Origin of the sequence: Nonlabens sp. (assembly GCF_018401815.1) — a bacterium.
Classification (GTDB): Bacteria; Bacteroidota; Bacteroidia; order Flavobacteriales; family Flavobacteriaceae; genus Nonlabens.
Map to the genome: position 1 here is coordinate 56252 of NZ_JAGYKG010000003.1, position 21300 is coordinate 77551.

Below are 21300 nucleotides of genomic sequence, written 5' to 3' on the forward strand. Positions count from 1 at the left end.
ACTTTTAAAATATTAGACGATAAAAATGAAAAAATCAACTAGTCAATTCATAGTAGTATTAATAATCACAAGTTTCTTGATGAGCTGCAATAACGAGCCATCGCGCAATCGCTACCCTAAAGAGCTTCTAGGAGGTTTTAACTTATTGCCTTCTGAGGAAACGGGAATAGATTTTAATAATACCATCGAAGAGTCTAAGTTTTTCAACCATTACTTTTACGGTCAAATTTATTTGGGTTCTGGAGTAGCTATAGGTGATATCAATAATGATGGTTTACCTGATATTTTTTTTGGAGGGAATCAAGTAAATGATAAGTTATATCTCAATCAGGGCGATTTTAAATTTGAGGACATTACTGCTACCTCTACAATAGATCAACATTCAGGTTGGACTTGGGGCGTTACTATGGCGGATGTTAATGCAGATGGTTATCTAGATATCTATGTAAGTAGAAATGGCAATTCTTTAAAAACAAAAGATAGAGAGAATAAATTATTTATAAATAACCAAGACTTAACTTTTACTGAAAGCGCTGCTGCTTATGGCCTTGCAGATGCTGGTTTTTCCACCCAAGCGGTGTTTTTTGACATGGATAATGACGGCGATTTAGATATGTATCAAGTCAATCAACTCCCTGATAAAAAATTACTTCTAGTCAATGAAATACCAAGGGAGCAAGTTCCTTTATTTAGAGATAAGCTATATAGAAATGACAATGGTAAATTCAATGAGGTGTCCCATCAAGCGGGCATTTCTAGCAATGTTTCCTATGGTTTAAGTGTAAGTGCTTCTGACTTTAATAATGATGGTTGGACAGATTTATACGTTGCAAATGATTACGCAGAACCTGACTTTATGTATTATAATAACGGTGATGGTACTTTTACAAATGTTATAAATGAAAAGTTGAAACACATTACCCAATTGAGCATGGGCTCAGATACAGGGGATGTTAACAATGATGGTTTTATTGATTTAATGACCACAGATATGACACCAGAAGATCATTATAGAGCAAAGACTAATATGGCTTCCATGAGTACTGAAACCTTTAATAAAATGGTGGATGCTGGAGCTCACTACCAGTATATGTCTAACACCTTACAAGTGAATACGGGTTTAGGAACATTTTCAGACATCGCTAGCATGGCAGGAGTATCTTCCACAGATTGGAGTTGGTCTAGTCTATTAGTAGATTTAGATAATGATGGTTGGAAAGACATTATTGTTTCTAATGGTATAAAGAAGGATGTGGACAACAATGATTTTAGGATTACGCTTAATAATTTGGATAAAACCACAACATTAGATGATTTGTTTCAATTAAGTAAAGAGGCACCATCACAGAGGATAGCTAATTATGCTTTTAGAAATAAGGGGAATTTAGAATTTGAAAAGGTGAGTCAGAAATGGGGGTTTGATACCCCTAGTTTTTCAAATGGAATGGCTTATGGCGATTTAGACAACGATGGTGATCTAGATGTGGTTGTTAACAATATCGATGGTCAGGCGTTTATTTACAATAATAATGCGACAGGAAATTTCTTAAAAATAGCTTTTAAGGGACCTGTTAATAACCCATTTGGAATCGGAGCCAAAGCAAAAATTTATCAAAAGAACAAAGTTCAGGTGTCCGAGCATTTTTTGTCGAGAGGTTATTTATCTTCTGTAGCACCAGGTTTGTTTTTTGGAGTTGGAAAGGATACACAAATAGACAAGATCGAGATCAGCTGGCCTGATGGTATGGTAAGCGTATTTACAGATGTTGTAGTTAATAAAACAATAACTGCAAATCACTCAAAAGCAATAAAAAGGGATGTTCCTTCTGAAATAAACAAGACGCTGCTGTCATCTGTGGCATCCAATGATATTGGTATCGACTTTATACATACTGAAAATGACTTTGACGATTTTAAAGAGCAAATACTTTTACCTCATAAACTGTCTGAAAACGGTCCATTCACAGCCATAAAAGATGTGAATAATGATGGGCTAGAGGATGTATTTATTGGTGGTGCCGCTGGACAAAGTGCTGTGTTGTATTTGCAACAAGAAAGTGGTACGTTTCTTAGAAGTCCTTCTCAACCATGGCAATGGGATATAGCTAGTGAAGATATGGAAGCTGTCTTTGTTGACGTAGATGGTGATAATGACGTTGATTTATATGTAGCAAGTGGAGGAAGTGAATTTAATATAGGAAATCCGCTACTTAAAGATCGTTTGTATATCAACGATGGGCAAGGGAACTTTAGTAAAAATGAACAAGCCTTACCAGCAATTGCCCAAAGTACCCAAACTGTTAAAATATCCGACATAGATAATGATGGGGATCTGGATCTTTTTGTGGGAACTAGAATGATTCCTGGTAAATACAGTTTCCCAGCAACCAGTTATTTTCTTATTAATGACAATGGAGTGTTTAAAAAATCATCAAGCGATATAGCACCAGCACTACAGGATATAGGAATGGTTACCGATGCTGTATTTACCGATATAGATAATGATGGGGATGAGGATTTAATGATCGTAGGGGAGTGGATGGAAATCAAAGTTTTAATAAATGAAAAAGGTATTTTCAACGATCATTCAAAGCAATTTGGGTTAGAAAATACCAGAGGAATTTGGTGGTCTATTACTGCCAGTGATATAGATAACGATGGTGATGAAGATTATATAATTGGTAATCTGGGTAAAAACAATAAGTTTAAAGCTTCTAAAGAGCACCCTTTTAAAGTGTATGCAAATGATTTTGACAACAACGGTACTAATGACGTCGTATTTGCTAAGTTTTATAAAGGCGATTATGTACCCTTACGAGGCAGAGAATGCACTAGTCAGCAAATGCCCTATGTAGCCGATAAGTTTGAAGATTATCACAGTTTTGCTTCTTCTACCTTGATAGAAATTTTACCTGATGAAAAGATGGAGGGTAGTGTCGTTTACGAAATATCTAGTTTTGAAAGTATCCTATTGATCAATGAAAACGGTAAGTTCATCGTAAAACCATTACCTAATGAAGCGCAAATAGCTCCTATTAAATCATCTCTTGTTATAGACATTAATAAGGATGGTTATAAGGACATCATCACGGTGGGCAATCATTACGGAGTTGAGGTAGAAACAGTGAGGTATGATGCAGGTTATGGAACGGTGTTATTGGGTGATGGCAACAACAATTTTACTTTCATGCCTCCTAGAAAAAGTGGTTTTTATGTACCGCTAGATAGTCGGGACCTCCAACAGTTATCAATTAAGGGAGGTAAGACTCTTGTGATCACAAATAATAATTCCTCTTTATCCCTTTTTAAGGAATAACTTCAGTTCTACACGATAAATTAGAACCAGTGATTGCTACATTGAATACGCTTGTTCATTTTGTATAAATGAGAAGTGTAAAGTTGGTTTCATTTTTTTTACGCATCTTTTTTGCTTGTAAAGGGACTATGATGTATGATTTCGTGCTCGTACTTTTGATAAGGCTTGTATTTTTATAAGTAAAGGTTTCTTTTTTTATATCTGAATCTATTTGAACGTTTTTTATACCATATGGCAGGTTTTAAGTCAGTAGGTATACATAAATAGTCCAAGGAGTAAAACAAAATACTGCATTTATCTTCACATTTCTAAATTACTTTTGGCTACGGCTTAGATGTGCTGGTAAGAAAATTTGTTTTTATTGGATTAAATGGGCACTTTTCTGTATTTAAAAACTACAATTACCTCAAGCTCTAACGGTATATGTTATGCTGATTTAAGGAGAAAACCTTCTTAAATTTTTTATTTCTATTCCTACTAGTAGTAGTTTTTTATATTTTAACACCTTATTTCTAGATTATTACAATTTTGTATAGTTTTTGTATAGGTGTTTTTTAATAGCTATATCGTTATAGTTTTGCATATTGTAGTCTTAAAATTTTAATCAAAAACACCATGAAAAAAATTACATTTTTATTAACCTTCTTAATTAGTTCTGCTTGTATAGCACAAGTTGTTCTAGAAGATTTTGAAGGACCAGCACCTACCTTAGGTTTTTCTAACGGACCAGGTACAGCGACAATTGTGCCAGACCCTGCTGTTGGAGGAACTAATGGTAACGTTCTCGAGATCATTACTGGAGCAGCATCTGCTCCATGGCAACAAGCAGAGCTTACGTTGCAAAACGACTGGATGGATTTAACTACCAACAAAATAGTTTCTGTTGATGTATATTCCACTTCTGCATTTGATATGTTAGCAAGAGTTGAAGGAGGTACAGGACCTGTTTCTGCTACTGATGATAGTCATACTGGTTCTGGATGGGAAACATTAAGTTTTGATTTCAGTATACCTAAAGACAATCAGCAACCAGCTAACGGTTCGTATCCTAAAATTTTCTTTTTCAACCTTTGGGATAGTTCAGCAGGCGGGGGAGCAGGCGGATGGGCCGATCCAAATGGTGCAAGTACGGTAAGAACTAGTTATGTGGATAATATTACTGCATTTTCTACGCCACCACCACCAACATGTAATGATGGTATTCAAAACCAAGGAGAAACAGGAGTAGATTGTGGAGGACCTAACTGTGCAGCCTGTCCTACACCACCAACTGTAGCAGCACCAACTCCACCTAATAGACCAGCCGCTGATGTGATTTCTTTCTTTAGTGATGCTTATACAGACGTTACAGTAGGAACATTTGATACCCCTTGGTGTCCAAATAGTACTGCTGATGTTTCTATCGCTGGAAACCCAACCAAATTAACTACTGGTGCGGTATGTGAAGGAATTGATTTTGCCAGTAATCGTGTAAATGCCTCAGGTTTTACTCGACTGCATATAGATTTTTATACAGATGAGACGAATATCTTAGGCAAAGTATTTAACATGAAATTAGTAGATTTTAATGGAGGTGCAGGAGAAGACAATTCCAGAACTATCGAAATCAATATCAATGATGGTACTAATCCGGGGGTTGTCGCGGGTAATGGTACCAATTGGGTTTCTATAGACGCTGTTGTGTCACCTTTCGATGATCTTGCACAAATAGTTTTTACTACCAACTTAAACAATGTTTGGTACGATAACTTATACTTGCACAAGGATACTACAGCTAGTTTAGAAGATGCTAATGCAGCTGTCTTTACGGCATATCCTAATCCAACTTCAAATAACTGGACTATTTCTGGTACTACTACCATTAATTCAGTTGCTATTTTTGACATTACGGGTAAGCAAATTACTACTGTAGAAGCTAATGATATGGATGTAGTAATTAATACTACTAACATGGTGGCAGGTATGTACTTTGCTAGAATTGAAAGTGCTAATGGCGCACAAACCATAAAACTTATTAAAGAGTAACTATTGGTTATTAGATTGAATTCATTATGAGTTAAAAGGGCTGTCTTAAAGGACAGCCCTTTTTATTTTCCATGATTATGGAATATCTTAAAATTATAAATAGTTTATTTTGCATTAAAATTACATGTGATGATGATTCCTAAAGTTCTCATTTTCGTAGCTTGTTTTATTTTAATTTCAAGTTGTACCAAAAAAGAAGAAAAACATATAGTAATAGTTGATCAAGGACGACCTGCTAATGATTTAGTTCATGAAACAAGTCCGTACTTATTGGAACATGCCTACAATCCTGTAGATTGGAAGGCCTGGAATTCAGAATCTTTAGAACTTGCAAAAAAGGAAAATAAGTTGGTGGTTATCTCCATAGGTTATTCTGCATGTCATTGGTGTCATGTCATGGAAGAAGAAAGCTTTGAAAATGATTCCATTGCAGCTTTAATGAACGAAAACTTTATCAGCATTAAGGTCGATCGGGAAGAGCGACCTGATGTGGATCAAATCTATATGGATGCGGTTCAATTAATGACAGGAAAAGGCGGCTGGCCGCTCAATTGCATTAGCCTTCCCGATGGGAGACCTGTATTTGGGGGTACCTATTTTACAAAAGATCAGTGGACAAAAGTATTGGTCGAAATGTCTGATCTGTACAAGAAGGAACCAGAAAAAGTGATCGCCTATGCCGATAGATTAACTAAAGGCATGAAATACAAGGACTTAATCACGGTTAATAAAGAGGCTGTTGCCTTTAATACGAAGTCACTTGATGCTCTAGTAAACTTTTGGAAACCTTCCTTAGATCTTGTTGATGGGGGACAACAAGGTGCTCCAAAATTCCCCATGCCTAATCAATTGCTCTTTTTACTTCGTTATAGTGTTCAGAACAATGATAAAGAGCTGCAAAAGCATGTAGAGAACTCTTTGTTTAAAATGGCTAATGGGGGTATATACGACCAAGTAGGTGGTGGTTTTTCTAGGTATACTGTTGATGAAGAATGGCACATTCCACATTTTGAAAAAATGCTGTACGATAATGCGCAACTGGTGAGCCTTTATGCTGCTGCATATCAACTCACAGGAAACGAATATTATAAAAAAATTATTGAAGAAACATTGGACTTTGTTCACACAGAGCTGACTCAAAAAGATGGGGCTTTTTATTCTTCTATAAATGCAGATAGTAAAACCAACACTGGTGAACTAAGGGAAGGGGCATTTTACATCTGGACTAAAAATGAGTTAGAAACTATTATAGATAGAGAAATAGAGCTTTTTTACTCCTATTATAATATCAATGAAGCTAGGAAGTGGGAAGATGATACGTACATCTTATACAAAACAAAATCAGATACAGCGTTTTTAAAAGAATTTGGTCTAACTCAACAGGACTTAAATGTCTTAGTTAGCGATTGGAAATCGCGGCTAGATACTTTTAGAGAAGAACGAGAACGACCTTCGACAGATGATAAAGTACTTACTTCTTGGAATGCATTAATGATTAAGGGTTACGTAGATGCTTATCGCGTTTTAGGGAATAAAAAATATTTGGCTCGAGCAATTAAAAGTGCCGAGTTTATAACAACCAAACAATTAAATAAAGACGGCTCTCTATTTCATAATTATAAAGATGGTAGAAGTACGATTGAGGGTTTTTCTGAAGATTATGCGCATACGATTGATGCTTTTATCTCCTTATACCAGGTCACGTTAGATGAACAATGGCTGGTTATGGCTAGTGATCTTATGAAGTATTCCATGATTCATTTTTACGATAAAAATAGCGGTATGTTTTATTTTACTTCTGATCAACAAACCAACCTAATCACTCGTAAAACAGAAGTAGTAGATCAGGTTATTTCTTCATCCAATTCAGTGTTAGCTATTAATTTATTTCAATTGGGGCATTACGAATCTAATAAAGACTACTCTAAAATTTCAGAACGTATGTTGTCTAATGTTTATAAGGATATAAAAACAACACCTTCTGCTTATGCTAATTGGCTGGCGTTATATTTAAACTATTCTAATCCTTATTATGAAGTAGCTATTTCTGGAAGTAATGCTATGGAAAAAATAAAGGAATTACATTCCTATTATTTACCTAATATATTAATTGCAGGTGCCACTGCTGATAGTGACTTACCTATCATGAAAAACAGGTTTAATAAGGATAATACGTATATCTATGTATGTGTAGATGGTAGTTGCAAACTTCCTGTTACCGATACAGAAAGAGCGGTTGGGCAGCTTTTAAAATAATTGATTTTAAAAAATCTTACCAGGATTCAAGATCCCCTTGGGATCCATAAAACTTTTCAGGGATCTCATCAACGCAATTTCTTCTGGAGTACGGCACAATTCTAAATAGGCTTTTTTATGAGTTCCTATTCCGTGCTCGGCACTTACAGAGCCTCCAATTTCTTGGAGTCCATCATAGATGCAATGGTCTATTTCTTTTTTGAGTTCGATACGTTGGTTTTCTTTTCCTATCATAAAATGAATGTTTCCATCTGCTACGTGGCCAAAAGCGTAGATTTGCTGCACACCTTTAATCGCAGCTAGAGCTTTATATCGGGCAGTTATATAAGCACCTATTAGTGGGATGGGCAAACTGATGTCAAAATGCTGATCGTGGGTCATGAAATCTGCCAGATTATTAACATCTTCTCTAATTCTAAAAAACCATTCTACATCACTGGGAGACTGTGCCATCACCGCATCTAGAATCATTTCATTTTCCAAAGCTTTTTCAAGTAAATCCTGAAATTCTGCTCGATCGTTCGTCGGATGATTTCCTGAAACTTCTGTTAGAACATAATACTGGTAATCATAAGGTAAAGGTGGTCTTACCGCTGCACTGGTACTGGTCATTTGCTCGTAACTATTTTTCCAAATCAGTTCAAAGCCACTTAATTTTCCGGCAAGATTACGGTCCATGTATTTTAAAAAACCAACCACTTTATTATAGTCATTAAAACCTATATAGGCGGCGTTGCGACTTTTAGGAGCTTCTTCCATTTTTAGAATCGCCCGAGTCACTATTCCTAGCGTACCTTCACTACCTATAAACAATTGTTTAAGGTCGTAACCACTATTGTCTTTAATGATTTTTTTCATGGAAGAGATCACCGTTCCGTCTGGAAGAACAGCTTCAATTCCCAAAACAAGCTGTCTGGTCATTCCGTACTTCAGAACACGTAATCCTCCGGCATTTGTGGAAATGACTCCACCTATTTGAGCGCTTCCTCTTGCACCAAAGTTTAATGGGAATAGCAATTCTTTCTCATGTGCTGCTTCATGTATGTGCTCCAGAATAACCCCTGCTTGCACGGTCATGGTTCTGCTTGCGGTATCTATTTCTTCTATTTTATGTAGCCTTTCTGTAGAGATGACTACTTCGTTTCCTGTAGTTTCAGTACCACCCACTAGATTAGTAAGACCACCGTGAACAACAACCGGATAGGCTTCTCGAAAACATATTTTCATGATCTCACTCACCTGTTCGGTGTTTTCGGGCAGAAGCACACACAAAGCTTGAAGAGGCTCGTCCATATGCCAGATATGATGGTATCTATGGGACAATTCATTTTTTTCAAGTATTTGTTCTTCTTGAAGACAATGAGAAAATAACTCGTGTGCGATCATGTAAAGAAAATCTTAGATAGTTATAAAAGATGAAAGTTAATCAATTCTAGCTCCATGTTACTTTTTCCCCTTACCATAATTGACCTCGGTGTGGCTTTAAAGCGTCTCTTACTGCTGGCATATCTTTTTCTTCTAGTGCTATAAAGGCGATGTGATGTTTGTCACTTATAGTGGCCACACCAGTGGCTATAGAAGCTACTTTTTCACTCACCACATATTCATCCAAGTGGATGAGGTGATGGGCTGCTGTTCTAGCCGCATCTGGACCTTTAAAATCCCAAATCAATTTTAACTTTCTCATGAATCGGTTTTAATAAAATTATCTTTGTTTTCTGCAAAGGTCTTGAAATCTTCCATGTATTGCAGTGTTTGCTGCTTAAATAATTTAGGTTGGGCTTTTGCTACTACTCTCATCATTCCTGTAAACTTAAAAATGCTGGTGGCATTCCACAAAGTAGTTGGTACTACTTGATCATTGATGTTTGTTTCGCTTTCGCGAAAGCGATTGCTCTGCATATTGAATACACCATTGGTGCGGTAGGTGGCCTCCCATAAATGAGGTAAGTCTACAGCGGTGATTTGTTCCTTCATAATAATGGTGGTTCCAGCAACCCTAATTTTCATTTCTCTAGTACTATTTTCCTCTCCAGGGTTTCCTGAAAGATTACGAGAGCTTACCAGTCCTTTTTGCCAATGTTTAAAATAACTTTGATTTTTAAACAATTCCATTACTTTATCAATAGGAAGTAAAATTTCAATAGAATATGCGCTTTTTATCATAATTTGTTAAGTCGTTCAAACGGAACTAAACTTAATTATATTTAATAAAATAACAAGGGAAACCCTGCGTTTTGAAAGGCAATGTTAAATAGCTATTTTTGCTGTTCTTGAAAATAAAAATATGAAAAATAAAAAGTATACAAAAGCTCTATTAGGTATGGCAGTAGTGCTATTTTCTGCACTGTCTTATGCACAACAACTAAAAGATGCTACTTTTCTTAGTATAGATGGAACGGACTATGATGCCGGAACTTTTATGAAATTTTATTTTAAGAATATTGATATTGTTCAAGAAGAGTCACAAAAAGATATCGATAATTACCTAGATCTTTATATAGACTATCGTTTAAAATTACAACAAGCTTATGAATTAGGATTAGATAAAAAGGATGCTCATATAAGAGATATTCAAAATACGCGTTCCAGTTTATCACAACCCTTTTTAACAGACCACAAGGTTACAGAAAGATTAGTTAAAGAAGGATATAAGAGAGGTTTGCAACAGGTAAATGCGAGTCATATTTTGATTAAAATAAGCAGAGGCGCTTCTCCGACAGATACCTTAATGGCTTGGAACAGAATCCAGGCTATTTATAAAGAGCTTCAACAAGGTGCGGACTTTGGATCTCTAGCCAGAGCTAAAAGTGAAGGTCCTAGCGCAGGTAATGAAGGCAATATAGGCTGGTTTGGAGCATTTGTAATGGCTTATGAATTTGAGACAGCTGCCTATGAGACGCCAGTAGCAAGCTTTTCAAAGCCTATAAGAACAGATTTTGGATATCATATCGTTTATGTAAATGATAAAAGACCTAATCCGGGAGAAGTGACCGTGGCGCACATAATGACTTATGATCAACAAGGAGAAGGGGAGCAAACTGCTGCTACCAGAATTCAGGAGATATACCAGCAACTCGAGGAAGGAAAAAGTTTTGAAGAACTAGCCAGAGAATTTTCTGATGATGAAAATAGTGCTGCCCGAGGAGGAAGGCTTAATAAATTCGGTACTGGCGGAATAGACGAAACTTTTGCAAATGCTGCCTTTGAACTACAAGAAAAAGGAGCATATACCAGACCTCTTGAAACTAAATACGGCTGGCATATTATTCAACTACTGGAAAAGCATCCTCTAAAAACTTTTGAAGACTTGGAAAATGAACTTAAAGATAAAATTCAAAAATCACCTCGTTCTCGTAAGATCACTGAGGCGTTTACCAATCAGCTAAAAAAACAATATCAAATTCCTGAAAAATTAGTCCTACCAAAAAAAGTTTACAATATCGTAAACGACAGTTTAATAATGTCTGGCACATACGTTTATGATAAGAACCAAAATGCTAACACTAACGAGCTTTTTAAAATTAGAGCAACCACCTATACCGTCTCTAATTTTCTTTCTTACGTAGAGCAAAAACAATTAAAAGATTTTACTTATTACGCAGATAAAAAAGAAAAGATAGATGCCTTTTACGACGCCTTTGTAACGGAGAAAATTATTTCTTACTACGATTCTAATTTAGAGAGAGACAATGAAGACTTTAGATTTTTATACAATGAATTTAAAGAAGGTTTTTTAGTGTTTGATCTCATTGAAACACAAATATGGAACAAAGCAGATAATGATTCTGTAGGGCAACAAAATTACTACAATCGTTACAAAGATAAGTATGCTTGGAAGCGTAGGTTAGATATTGACCTTACCCAAAGCACTTCTAAAGAAGTCGCTCAAGAGGTGAGGGGAATGTTGCAAGAAGGTATCCCACTAGATTCCATAAAGGCACGCCTTAATGTAGATAATACTACTAAAGTGATCATCTCTTCTGGAATAGTGGAAGAGACCTATGCAAGATTACCAAAGGATTTTGAACCGCAATTAGGTGTTTCTAAAGTGCACCACTCTGATGGCGATAGTTTTTATAAGGTCATACAAGTGAATGAAATTATAGAATCTACCCTGAAAACAATCGAAGAAGCTAGAGGTAGAGTAATTAATGACTTTAAACAGGAATTGGAAAAAAACTGGATTGAGGAGCTTAGGAAAGGTCATCAAATAGAGGTTGATAAAGAAGTGTTCCAAAAGGTAAAAGCTCAAATACAAAAGCAACTTGATTAAAAAAATCATTTATATCATCCTTTTTATTTCAGTAGTCTCTTGTGGGTATTTTACTAAAGAGACTCCTGCAGATACAGTGGTGAGTTTAGGGAAGTATTATTTAGATAAGGATGATATTGCACGACTTTTACCACAAGGCTATACGCAGCAAGACAGCGTTCAAATTGTAGATGCTTACATCAGTAAATGGGCAACGGCTCATTTGTTAATGGACAATGCTGTGGATAATATACCTCAAGAGAGACAGGTGCAACTGGATCAATTGATTGAAAATTATCAAATAGAATTGTATGCGCAAGAATACCTAGGAGAATTAACCAAGCAAAATTTGGACACGCTCATCTCAGAAAAAGCAATTCTGTCGTTCTATGAAACACGCAAAGAAGACTTTAAATTAAATGAAGATTTAGTTCAGTTTAGGTATGTGCAATTAGATCCTCTCAACACGGATTTGGGGAAAATAACAAAGTTGTTCAATAAAGGGGACCTAACTTCGTTAAAGGAACTAGACAGTTTGAAGTTATCCTACCGCACTTACTTTTTAAACGATAGTATTTGGGTAAAAAAGAGTGCACTCTTTGATGCTATAAATGTGATTAACATCACAAATGAAAAGTTATATATAAAAGAGAATAAAACGTGGAAGCTAGAAGATAGTCTTGGCGTATATTTGGTGCGATTTAATAAAGTGCTTCAACGCGGGGACCGTGCGCCTTTATCTTATGTAAAGCCTATTGTAAAACAGGTGTTGCTCAATAAGAGTAAACTTGCCTATATTAAGAAATTAGAAAAAGATCTATTAAATGACGCTATTAACAGTGATAAACTTAAAATCAATAACTAAATATCTAGCCATTATTTTGGTTGTCGCTTTCGCGAAAGCGGTAACAGCACAAGAGACAATCGAGCAAGATATTGCAGCTATAGATAACAAGAACGTACAAGAAACACTTGCCGCAATGGACAGTGTAACACCCAGTACAAAAAAGAGATTTCTTATTGAAGGAGTTGCTGGAGTTATAGGAGACTATGTTATTTTAGGATCTGATATCGTAAGTGCAAAAGCCCAAGCGAAAAGAGAAGCAGGAATATCTGATATTTCCAGTTGTGAACTGATGGAAAGTTTGCTTTCAGAAAAAATGTATGCACATCATGCCATTCAAGACAGTATTACCATAGGAGATCGGGAGATAGAAGGTAGAACAGAAGGTCAAATTCAATATTTTAAGAATGCACTCCAAACTAATGACGATCAAAAGATCGCAGATTTTTATAAAAAGGAGAATATTACACAGGTGAGAGAAGCCTTAAATCGAGTCAATCGCGATGGACTTCTAGCACAGCGTATGCAAGAACGCATAACCGAGCAGGTAGAAATCACTCCAGAGGAGGTTCGCGAGTTTTATAAATCCATTCCAGAAGTAGACCTACCTCTTTTTAATACGGAGGTAGAAATGGCTCAAATAGTAGTAATACCTGAGCCAGAGCCAGAAGAAGTGAAATTAGTGATTAATAAACTGGCAGGATATCGAGCAGATGTTTTGGATAATGGAGCCGATTTTGCAGCAAAAGCAACTCTTTATTCTGACGATACCGGTACGGAGCGTCAAGGTGGGGTGTTATCCCTTAAGAGAAACGATCCCTTTGTAAAAGAATTTAAAGATCAAGCTTTTTCACTCCAAGAAGGAGAAATCAGTGAGCCTTTTGAAACCATGTTTGGATGGCATATTCTTTATGTAGAAAAAATACGGGGGCAAATTAGGGATGTGAGGCATATTTTATTGAAGCCTTACATATCGGTGGCGCAAATTGAAAAATCAAAAGCAGAGTTAAACGCCATGAGAGATCGCATTATACTTAATGAGATCAGTTTTGGTGATGCGGCCAAGCAAATTAGCGATGAAGAAAGAACGGCAGAAAATGGAGGTAAAATCATCAATCCTAATACGGGAACTGGTAGAATAGAAGTTACTAGATTAGAATCTGATATGGCATCTACTTTGCAATTTCTTGAAAAGGGAGACGTCAGTGGTATCATAGAGGAAACAGACCCTCGTATGGGATCAAAAACCTTTAAAGTGGTCTATATCATTGATAAAATACCAGATCATAAAGCCAACTATGCCAATGATTATTTAAAAATCAAAGATTTGGCATTAAAGGACAAACAAGTAAAGGCGATCAATAAATGGCGTAATGAAAAAATTATCGATACTTACATTAAGATAGGAGCAGAATTTAAGGACTGCGATATTCTTAATGCTTGGAATTAATTCTTATAAACCCATCCCATCATGTCAGATGTTGCAGCGATAGATCACCTAGTTAAAAAGCACCAAGAACTTAAAAAGGAAATTTCCAAAGTAATTATAGGACAAGACCAGGTCATCGATGAAATATTGATATCTGTTTTTTCTGGGGGTCATGCGCTCTTAGTAGGAGTTCCAGGACTGGCTAAAACGTTAATGGTCAATACCATATCACAAGCTTTAGGATTACATTTTAAGCGCATCCAATTTACCCCAGATTTGATGCCTAGTGATATTCTGGGTAGTGAAATACTAGATGAGAATAGGGCTTTTAAATTTCTAAAGGGACCTATTTTTTCAAATATCCTTCTTGCAGATGAGATCAACCGCACACCGCCTAAAACTCAAGCAGCACTTCTAGAAGCCATGCAAGAGAAATCGGTAACCGTAGCTGGGCACAATTATACATTAGATGCTCCCTACTTTGTACTAGCAACTCAAAACCCCATTGAACAGGAAGGAACTTATCCTTTGCCTGAGGCACAGTTGGATAGATTTATGTTTTCTATCAATTTACAATATCCCTCTTTTCAAGAAGAGGTAGATGTGGTAAAAGCAACCACTGGAGACCATAAGCCTGTTGTTAATGCCCTATTTACCGCACAAGAAATAGTGGACTTCCAGCAATTGGTAAGGCGTATTCCAGTCGCAGATAACGTGATTGAATATGCGGTTACTTTGGTAGGTAAGACCCGTCCTAAAAGCGATGCAGCACCAGAGATTGTAAAAGAATACTTGGATTGGGGCGCAGGCCCTCGAGCTTCACAGAATCTAATTTTAGCAGCAAAAACGCATGCAGCAGTTAACGGTAAATACAGTCCAGATATTGAGGATGTAAAAGCCGTTGCGACGGGGATTTTAAGACACCGAATTATCAAAAATTACAAAGCAGAGGCCGAAGGCCATACGGAAGAAAGTATCATCAATCAACTCCTGTAGGACAAAACCAGTTCTTTTTGACATGCTCTTATCCATAACCGATTACCGTCAAATCTGGAAGATATACAGCTTTCGATGGTTATTAACGGGTGCTTGACTAGTTCTCAGATTATTTTGGGTCGCATAGCCTCCTTATTTATTTAGTATTCTAAAGCCAAATTTTCAGAACTTCTTTTTTCAAATATAAAATGCTATTGGTCTGAATTTTAAGCTCATTTACTTAACCTATACTGATTTTAAGCGTTTTTTGATACTGAAAATACCCTTATAGATAATTTCAATTAAGCTTTCGCGAAAGCAAAAACACTACCATCCTTATCGTGAATTGCTTACCTGATAATTTAAGTATACTATAATTATCAAATCGATAATTTATGATGCTTTGATAGCCCGTTATGTTGAGAATGTCAACACAACTGCAGTAGCATAGGGGGACTTTCATTTCACGTCACATTTTTGTAACTTCGCCATCCTTTAAAACTGATAAATTAAATTTAGATATATGGCTTTTGATATAGATATGATTAAAAAGGTGTATGCTGAGATGCCAGAGCGCGTAAATAAAGCACGTGAAACTACTGGTAAACCACTTACACTTGCTGAGAAGATTTTGTATTCTCACCTTTGGGATGGTGTCCCTGGTAAACCGTTTACCAGAGGGAAAGATTATGTTGATTTTGCCCCAGATCGTATCGCATGTCAAGATGCTACGGCTCAAATGGCTTTGCTACAATTTATGCAAGCTGGAAAAGATAAAGTTGCGGTGCCTACGACGGTGCATTGTGATCACTTGATCCAAGCAAAAAACGGAGCGTCTATGGACCTTCAAAGCGCATTGAATACTTCTAACGAAGTCTTCAACTTTTTAGAATCAGTATCAGACAAATATGGAATAGGTTTCTGGAAACCTGGTGCCGGTATCATTCACCAAGTAGTTCTTGAAAACTATGCATTTCCAGGTGGAATGATGATAGGAACAGATTCTCACACGGTAAACGCTGGTGGACTAGGAATGGTTGCTATAGGTGTAGGTGGAGCAGATGCTGTTGATGTAATGGCTGGAATGGCTTGGGAATTAAAATTTCCTAAATTGATAGGAGTAAAACTTACCGGGAAACTATCTGGTTGGACAGCGCCTAAAGATGTGATTCTTAAAGTAGCTGAAATTCTTACTGTAAAAGGAGGGACTGGAGCTATTGTAGAATACTTCGGAGAAGGAGCAATGAATCTTTCTTGTACAGGAAAAGGAACTATTTGTAACATGGGAGCTGAGATCGGAGCAACGACTTCTACTTTTGGTTATGACGATTCTATGGAACGCTACTTGCGTGCTACAGAAAGAGCAGACATTGCAGATGCAGCAAATAAAGTAAGAGAGCATCTTACAGGTGATGCAGAGGTGTATGCAAATCCAGAGCAGTACTTTGATCAAGTCATTGAGATCAATTTAGATACCCTAATGCCACAAATTAATGGACCATTCACTCCAGACCTTGCGACAGAATTGGGTGCCATGAATGAAAAGGCGACTAAAAATGACTGGCCACTTAAAGTGGAATGGGGACTCATAGGTTCTTGTACCAACTCTTCCTATGAAGATTTATCACGTGCCAGCTCTATCGCTCAACAAGCCATAGATAAAAAGTTAAAAACTAAAGCAGAATTTGGTATCAACCCAGGTTCTGAAAAAGTGCGTTACACTACAGAGCGTGACGGAATCCTAGGCATATTTGAAAAATTAGATGCTAAAATATTTACCAACGCTTGCGGACCATGTATAGGCCAGTGGGCGCGTTATAGCGATCCTAAAAATGCTCCTAAAAACTCCATCATTCACTCGTTTAATAGAAACTTTGCAAAACGTGCCGATGGTAACCCTAATACTCACGCCTTTGTAGCTTCACCAGAAATGGTTGCTGCAATTGCAATTGCAGGACGTTTGGACTTTAATCCGATCACTGATACATTGATCAATGAAGACGGAGAAGAAGTAATGTTAGACGAGCCTACAGGATGGGAATTGCCTCCTAAAGGTTTTGAAGTAAAAGATGACGGTTATTTAGCTCCGCAAGAAGACGGAAGCGATGTGCAAATTAAAGTAGCAGATGATTCTGATCGTCTTCAATTGTTAGAGCCATTTACCCCTATAGGTACTGAGGTGAACAATGCTAAATTATTGATCAAAGCTTTCGGTAAATGTACGACAGACCATATTTCTATGGCAGGACCTTGGTTGCGTTACAGAGGTCATTTAGATAACATTTCTAATAACTGTTTGATAGGTGCTGTAAATGCTTACAACAAGCAAACCAACTTTGTAAAAAATCAGTTAGACGGTGAGTATGCAGCTGTGCCAGCAACGGCAAGAGCTTATAAAGCGGCAGGGATTCCTTCTGTAGTGGTAGGAGATCATAATTACGGAGAAGGCTCTTCTAGAGAGCATGCTGCTATGGAGCCACGTCACTTAGGTGTGGTTGCTGTGATCGTTAAATCATTTGCACGTATTCACGAGACCAACTTAAAGAAACAAGGTATGTTAGGTCTTACGTTTGCAAATGAGGCTGACTATGACTTGATTCAAGAAGATGATACGTTCAACTTTATAGATCTGGCATCATTTGCTCCAGACAAGCCATTAACTATAGAGGTAACTCACGCAGACGGTTCTAAGGATACGATCGTGACTAATCATACGTACAATGCTGCTCAAATAGGCTGGTTCCACAAAGGAAGTGCATTGAATAAAATTAAAGAAGATAACGCGGCTTAATCAAGCGTTTTCATGATACTAAAAAACCTCTTAATAAAATAAGAGGTTTTTCTTTCCGTCACGCGCGTCTGTAACGCGAGTGTTATAATAAAGCGTTTGCAACGCGACTCACTTCGCGCGCGTCTGTGACGCGAGTGTTATAATAAAGCGTTTGCAACGCGACTCATTTCGCGCGCGTCTGTGACGCGAGTGTTATAATAAAGCGTTTGCAACGCGACTCATTTCGCGCGCGTCTGTGACGCGAGTATAACAATGCATTAAAATAGTTCTTAATAATTCCTCTATTTTTTAAACCATGTCAGAAAGATATAAAGTTAGAGGTCAGGAAGAAAATTATTTTATAACCATGACTATTGTGCAGTGGATCGATTTATTCACAAAGGATCGATACCTTCATATAGTAGAAGACTCCTTAAATTATTGCATTAAAGATAAAGGTCTTATCGTTTTTGCTTATGTAATTATGCCCAGTCATATCCATATGATTGTAGGAACTAAAGACAAACCTATCAATGACATCATAAGGGATTTTAAAAAACATACATCAAAATCATTCATAGATGCCATTAGAGAACCAGGGGAAAGCAGAAAAGAATGGCTGCTCAACAACTTTTCTTTTTATGCTCTGAAATCAAAAAGACACTCGAGTTATAGGGTTTGGAAAGATGGTTTTCATCCTAAAATTATGGATCGGACGGAAAAGCTAGAAGCTACTTTTAATTACATTCATTACAATCCCGTTGCTGCTGGTTACGTTAAAAATGAGCAAGACTGGGTTCACAGTAGTGCAAGTGCTTATTTAGATAATGGTGCTTGTCCTATTCCAATAACAAAGTGGTATTGAGTAACGGCGCATTACAAATGCGCAGCTTAACTGCACGCGTTGCAAACGCGCGCTACTATAAAAACAGAGAGAATTTTATCTGTGACGCGAGTGTTATAATAAAGCGTTTGCAACGCGACTCACTTCGCGCGCGTCTGTGACGTCTGTGTTTCTCATTATAATCCCGTTGCTGCTGGTTACGTTAAAAATGAGCAAGACTGGGTTCACAGTAGTGCAAGTGCTTATTTAGATAATGGTGCTTGTCCTATTCCAATAACAAACTGGTATGGAGTAACGGCGCATTACAAATGCGCAGCTTAACTGCACGCGTTGCAAACGCGCGCTACTATAAAAACAGAGAGAATTTTATCTAGAAAGCAATAATAGGTTTTCGCTTGCGCGAAAGACAGGGGTACGGATGCTTGTCCTATTCCAATAACAAACTGGTATGGAGTAACGGCGCATTACAAATGCGCAGCTTAATTGCACGCGTTGCAAACGCGCGCTACTATAAAATCACTTCGCGCGCGTCTGTGACGCGAGTGTTATAATAAAGCGTTTGCAACGCGACTCATTTCGCGCGCGTCTGTGACGTCTGTGTTTCTCATTACAATCCCGTTGCTGCTGGTTACGTTAAAAATGAGCACGACTGGGTTCACAGTAGTGCAAGTGCTTATTTAGATAATGGTGCTTGTCCTATTCCAATAACAAAGTGGTATGGAGTAACGGCGCATTACAAATGCGCAGCTTAATTGCACGCGTTGCAAACGCGCGCTACTATAAAATCACTTCGCGCGCGTCTGTGACGCGAGTGTTATAATAAAGCGTTTGCAACGCGACTCACTTCGCGCGCGTCTGTGACGTCTGTGTTTCTCATTACAATCCCGTTGCTGCTGGTTACGTTAAAAATGAGCAAGACTGGGTTCACAGTAGTGCAAGTGCTTATTTAGATAATGGTGCTTGTCCTATTCAAATAACAAAGTGGTATGGAGTAACGGCGCATTACAAATGCGCAGCTTAACTGCACGCGTTGCAAACGCGCGCTACTATAAAAACAGAGAGAATTTTATCTAGAAAGCAATAATAGGTTTTCGCTTGCGCGAAAGACAGGGGTACGGATGCTTGTCCTATTCCAATAACAAACTGGTATGGAGTAACGGCGCATTACAAATGCGCAGCTTAACTGCACGCGTTGCAAACGCGCGCTACTATAAAAACAGAGAGAATTTTATCTAGAAAGCAATAATAGGTTTTCGCTTGCGCGAAAGACAGGGGTACGGATGCTTGTCCTATTCCAATAACAAACTGGTATGGAGTAACGGCGCATTACAAATGCGCAGCTTAACTGCACGCGTTGCAAACGCGCGCTACTATAAAATCACTTCGCCCGCGTCTGTGACGCGAGTGTTATAATAAAGCGTTTGCAACGCGACTCACTTCGCGCGCGTCTGTGACGTCTGTGTTTCTCCATAAAGGCTGAGGGTTTTTTAATGCGCTGCAATGCTGAGCTCGTCAGATCACGGCGACTATTTTTACTGAAAAAACTAATAGAGTTAGTCGTAATGAGGTATATTTCACAAAGAAATGTACTGCTGCTGCATTACAACAGTTATTTAACCATTTTAATGGCAGTGCGATCTATCTTTGTTTTATGTCTCAACAAATTACAACACTTACTTTTTTTAAATATCCCACACTCCAACAAAAGCTTTGGGCGTTTTTAATGATGCAATTTGCCCATGCTCCTTTAAAGAAAGTGGAAGGATTGCAGTTTTATAAATTGTTAGGTTCTGGAAAAGAGAACTTTGATCCTAAACCAGACTGGGGTGTTTATGGTTTATTACAAGTTTGGAATAATGAAGCAAGTGCAAAGGATTTTTTTGAAGATTCTAAACTCTACAAACGTTACCAAGACAACAGCGACCAACAGCTTACGTTTTACATGAAGAGCATCAAAGCCCATGGACAGTGGTCCAAGCAAAATCCCTTTGAGACTAGTGATTCCTTGGATGAGAACAACCCCTATATTTCTGTAATTACTAGAGCGACGATTAAACTTCTAATGCTTAAGAAGTTCTGGGATTACGTGCCTACGTCACAATTAGATTTAGTAGATAATCCCAGTTTGCTTTTTACCGCTGGAGTAGGGGAACGTCCAGTGACTCAAATGGCCACATTCAGCTTGTGGGAGGATGCAAGAGCTTTGAAGAAGTTTGCTTATCGAGGTCAGAATCATCGACATGCCGTACAACAAACACAAGCCTTACAGTGGTATAAGGAGGAAATGTTTACCAGATTTCAACCTTTTAAAATTACAGGTCAGTGGAGCGGGTTTGAAATCCCACCCTCTTTGATACGCGACGAACAATAGATTTGGAAGGCATAAAGAAAAAAGATTAATCTCTTTTGGTTAGGCGAGTAGGCAGAACCTGAAGGGGACCGAGCGGTCAATAAAGACAGTTCTTTTAATATCACTAAAACGAATCTTCCCTTTTTTGAAAGACTCAACTTCTTTCATAACCTGGTTACCATGAGTTGGCTCGATTTTTTTTGTTTCTATTCTAATAGGATATTTTACAGTTAATT

At 37.5% G+C, this 21300-nt stretch carries 13 protein-coding genes; 10 read left to right on the forward strand and 3 right to left on the reverse strand.

Annotated features, from left to right (window positions below; translation table 11 throughout):
* The first annotated feature begins 25 nt into the window (after positions 1-25).
* From KG732_RS06915 to KG732_RS06925, 3 genes are all read left to right on the forward strand, one after another.
* Complete coding sequence (locus tag KG732_RS06915; RefSeq protein WP_213521840.1) at positions 26-3316, forward strand: VCBS repeat-containing protein; 3291 nt, start codon at positions 26-28, stop codon at positions 3314-3316.
* Between the two features lie 615 nt (positions 3317-3931).
* Entirely contained in the window at positions 3932-5341 is a 1410-nt protein-coding gene (locus KG732_RS06920) for a T9SS type A sorting domain-containing protein (protein WP_213521842.1), read from the forward strand.
* A gap of 129 nt (positions 5342-5470) precedes the next feature.
* Complete coding sequence (locus KG732_RS06925) at positions 5471-7597, forward strand: thioredoxin domain-containing protein (RefSeq protein WP_367271486.1); 2127 nt, start codon at positions 5471-5473, stop codon at positions 7595-7597.
* Positions 7598-7603: 6 nt separating this feature from the next.
* Here KG732_RS06925 and KG732_RS06930 read toward each other — a convergent pair whose 3' ends face one another.
* The 3 genes from KG732_RS06930 to KG732_RS06940 all read right to left on the reverse strand — a co-directional run bounded on the left by KG732_RS06930 (position 7604) and on the right by KG732_RS06940 (position 9763).
* Positions 7604-8983, reverse strand: a complete 1380-nt coding sequence (locus tag KG732_RS06930) for an FAD-binding oxidoreductase (RefSeq protein ID WP_213521845.1) — start codon at positions 8981-8983, stop codon at positions 7604-7606.
* 70 nt (positions 8984-9053) lie between these two features.
* Positions 9054-9284, reverse strand: coding sequence for a hypothetical protein (locus KG732_RS06935; protein ID WP_213521847.1), 231 nt, complete (start codon positions 9282-9284; stop codon positions 9054-9056).
* Entirely contained in the window at positions 9281-9763 is a 483-nt protein-coding gene (locus KG732_RS06940) for an SRPBCC family protein (protein ID WP_300980373.1), read from the reverse strand. Before KG732_RS06940 ends, KG732_RS06935 begins: the two co-directional genes overlap by 4 nt.
* Before the next feature lie 121 nt (positions 9764-9884).
* On the opposite strand from KG732_RS06940, the gene KG732_RS06945 reads away from it, so the two are divergent.
* The 7 genes from KG732_RS06945 to KG732_RS06975 all read left to right on the forward strand — a co-directional run bounded on the left by KG732_RS06945 (position 9885) and on the right by KG732_RS06975 (position 21085).
* Positions 9885-11873, forward strand: coding sequence for a peptidylprolyl isomerase (locus KG732_RS06945; protein WP_300980374.1), 1989 nt, complete (start codon positions 9885-9887; stop codon positions 11871-11873).
* Positions 11866-12717: a hypothetical protein gene (locus KG732_RS06950; protein ID WP_300980375.1), complete on the forward strand. Its 852-nt coding sequence runs from the start codon at positions 11866-11868 to the stop codon at positions 12715-12717. The genes KG732_RS06945 and KG732_RS06950 overlap by 8 nt, the downstream gene beginning before the upstream one ends.
* The gene (locus KG732_RS06955; RefSeq protein WP_213521849.1) at positions 12677-14146 is read left to right on the forward strand and encodes a peptidylprolyl isomerase; all 1470 of its coding nucleotides are present in this window, start codon (positions 12677-12679) and stop codon (positions 14144-14146) included. Before KG732_RS06950 ends, KG732_RS06955 begins: the two co-directional genes overlap by 41 nt.
* A 21-nt stretch (positions 14147-14167) precedes the next feature.
* Complete coding sequence (locus KG732_RS06960) at positions 14168-15121, forward strand: MoxR family ATPase (RefSeq protein ID WP_213521850.1); 954 nt, start codon at positions 14168-14170, stop codon at positions 15119-15121.
* 502 nt (positions 15122-15623) lie between these two features.
* Complete coding sequence (locus KG732_RS06965) at positions 15624-17891, forward strand: aconitate hydratase (protein WP_213521852.1); 2268 nt, start codon at positions 15624-15626, stop codon at positions 17889-17891.
* A 295-nt stretch (positions 17892-18186) separates the two neighbouring features.
* Positions 18187-18735 (forward strand): transposase, encoded by a 549-nt coding sequence (locus KG732_RS06970; RefSeq protein WP_213521861.1) that lies wholly within the window; start codon positions 18187-18189, stop codon positions 18733-18735.
* A 1630-nt stretch (positions 18736-20365) separates the two neighbouring features.
* Complete coding sequence (locus KG732_RS06975; RefSeq protein WP_300980377.1) at positions 20366-21085, forward strand: DUF3291 domain-containing protein; 720 nt, start codon at positions 20366-20368, stop codon at positions 21083-21085.
* Positions 21086-21300 lie beyond the last annotated feature (215 nt).

What these genes read in the sequence shown, in the direction of transcription:
- KG732_RS06915 (WP_213521840.1), top strand. Translation starts at nt 26, where the DNA reads ATGAAAAAATCAACTAGTCAATTCATAGTAGTATTAATAATCACAAGT.
- KG732_RS06920 (WP_213521842.1), top strand. Translation starts at nt 3,932, where the DNA reads ATGAAAAAAATTACATTTTTATTAACCTTCTTAATTAGTTCTGCTTGT.
- KG732_RS06925 (WP_367271486.1), top strand. Translation starts at nt 5,471, where the DNA reads ATGATGATTCCTAAAGTTCTCATTTTCGTAGCTTGTTTTATTTTAATT.
- KG732_RS06930 (WP_213521845.1), bottom strand. Translation starts at nt 8,983, where the DNA reads ATGATCGCACACGAGTTATTTTCTCATTGTCTTCAAGAAGAACAAATA.
- KG732_RS06935 (WP_213521847.1), bottom strand. Translation starts at nt 9,284, where the DNA reads ATGAGAAAGTTAAAATTGATTTGGGATTTTAAAGGTCCAGATGCGGCT.
- KG732_RS06940 (WP_300980373.1), bottom strand. Translation starts at nt 9,763, where the DNA reads ATGATAAAAAGCGCATATTCTATTGAAATTTTACTTCCTATTGATAAA.
- KG732_RS06945 (WP_300980374.1), top strand. Translation starts at nt 9,885, where the DNA reads ATGAAAAATAAAAAGTATACAAAAGCTCTATTAGGTATGGCAGTAGTG.
- KG732_RS06955 (WP_213521849.1), top strand. Translation starts at nt 12,677, where the DNA reads ATGACGCTATTAACAGTGATAAACTTAAAATCAATAACTAAATATCTA.
- KG732_RS06960 (WP_213521850.1), top strand. Translation starts at nt 14,168, where the DNA reads ATGTCAGATGTTGCAGCGATAGATCACCTAGTTAAAAAGCACCAAGAA.
- KG732_RS06965 (WP_213521852.1), top strand. Translation starts at nt 15,624, where the DNA reads ATGGCTTTTGATATAGATATGATTAAAAAGGTGTATGCTGAGATGCCA.
- KG732_RS06970 (WP_213521861.1), top strand. Translation starts at nt 18,187, where the DNA reads ATGTCAGAAAGATATAAAGTTAGAGGTCAGGAAGAAAATTATTTTATA.
- KG732_RS06975 (WP_300980377.1), top strand. Translation starts at nt 20,366, where the DNA reads ATGTCTCAACAAATTACAACACTTACTTTTTTTAAATATCCCACACTC.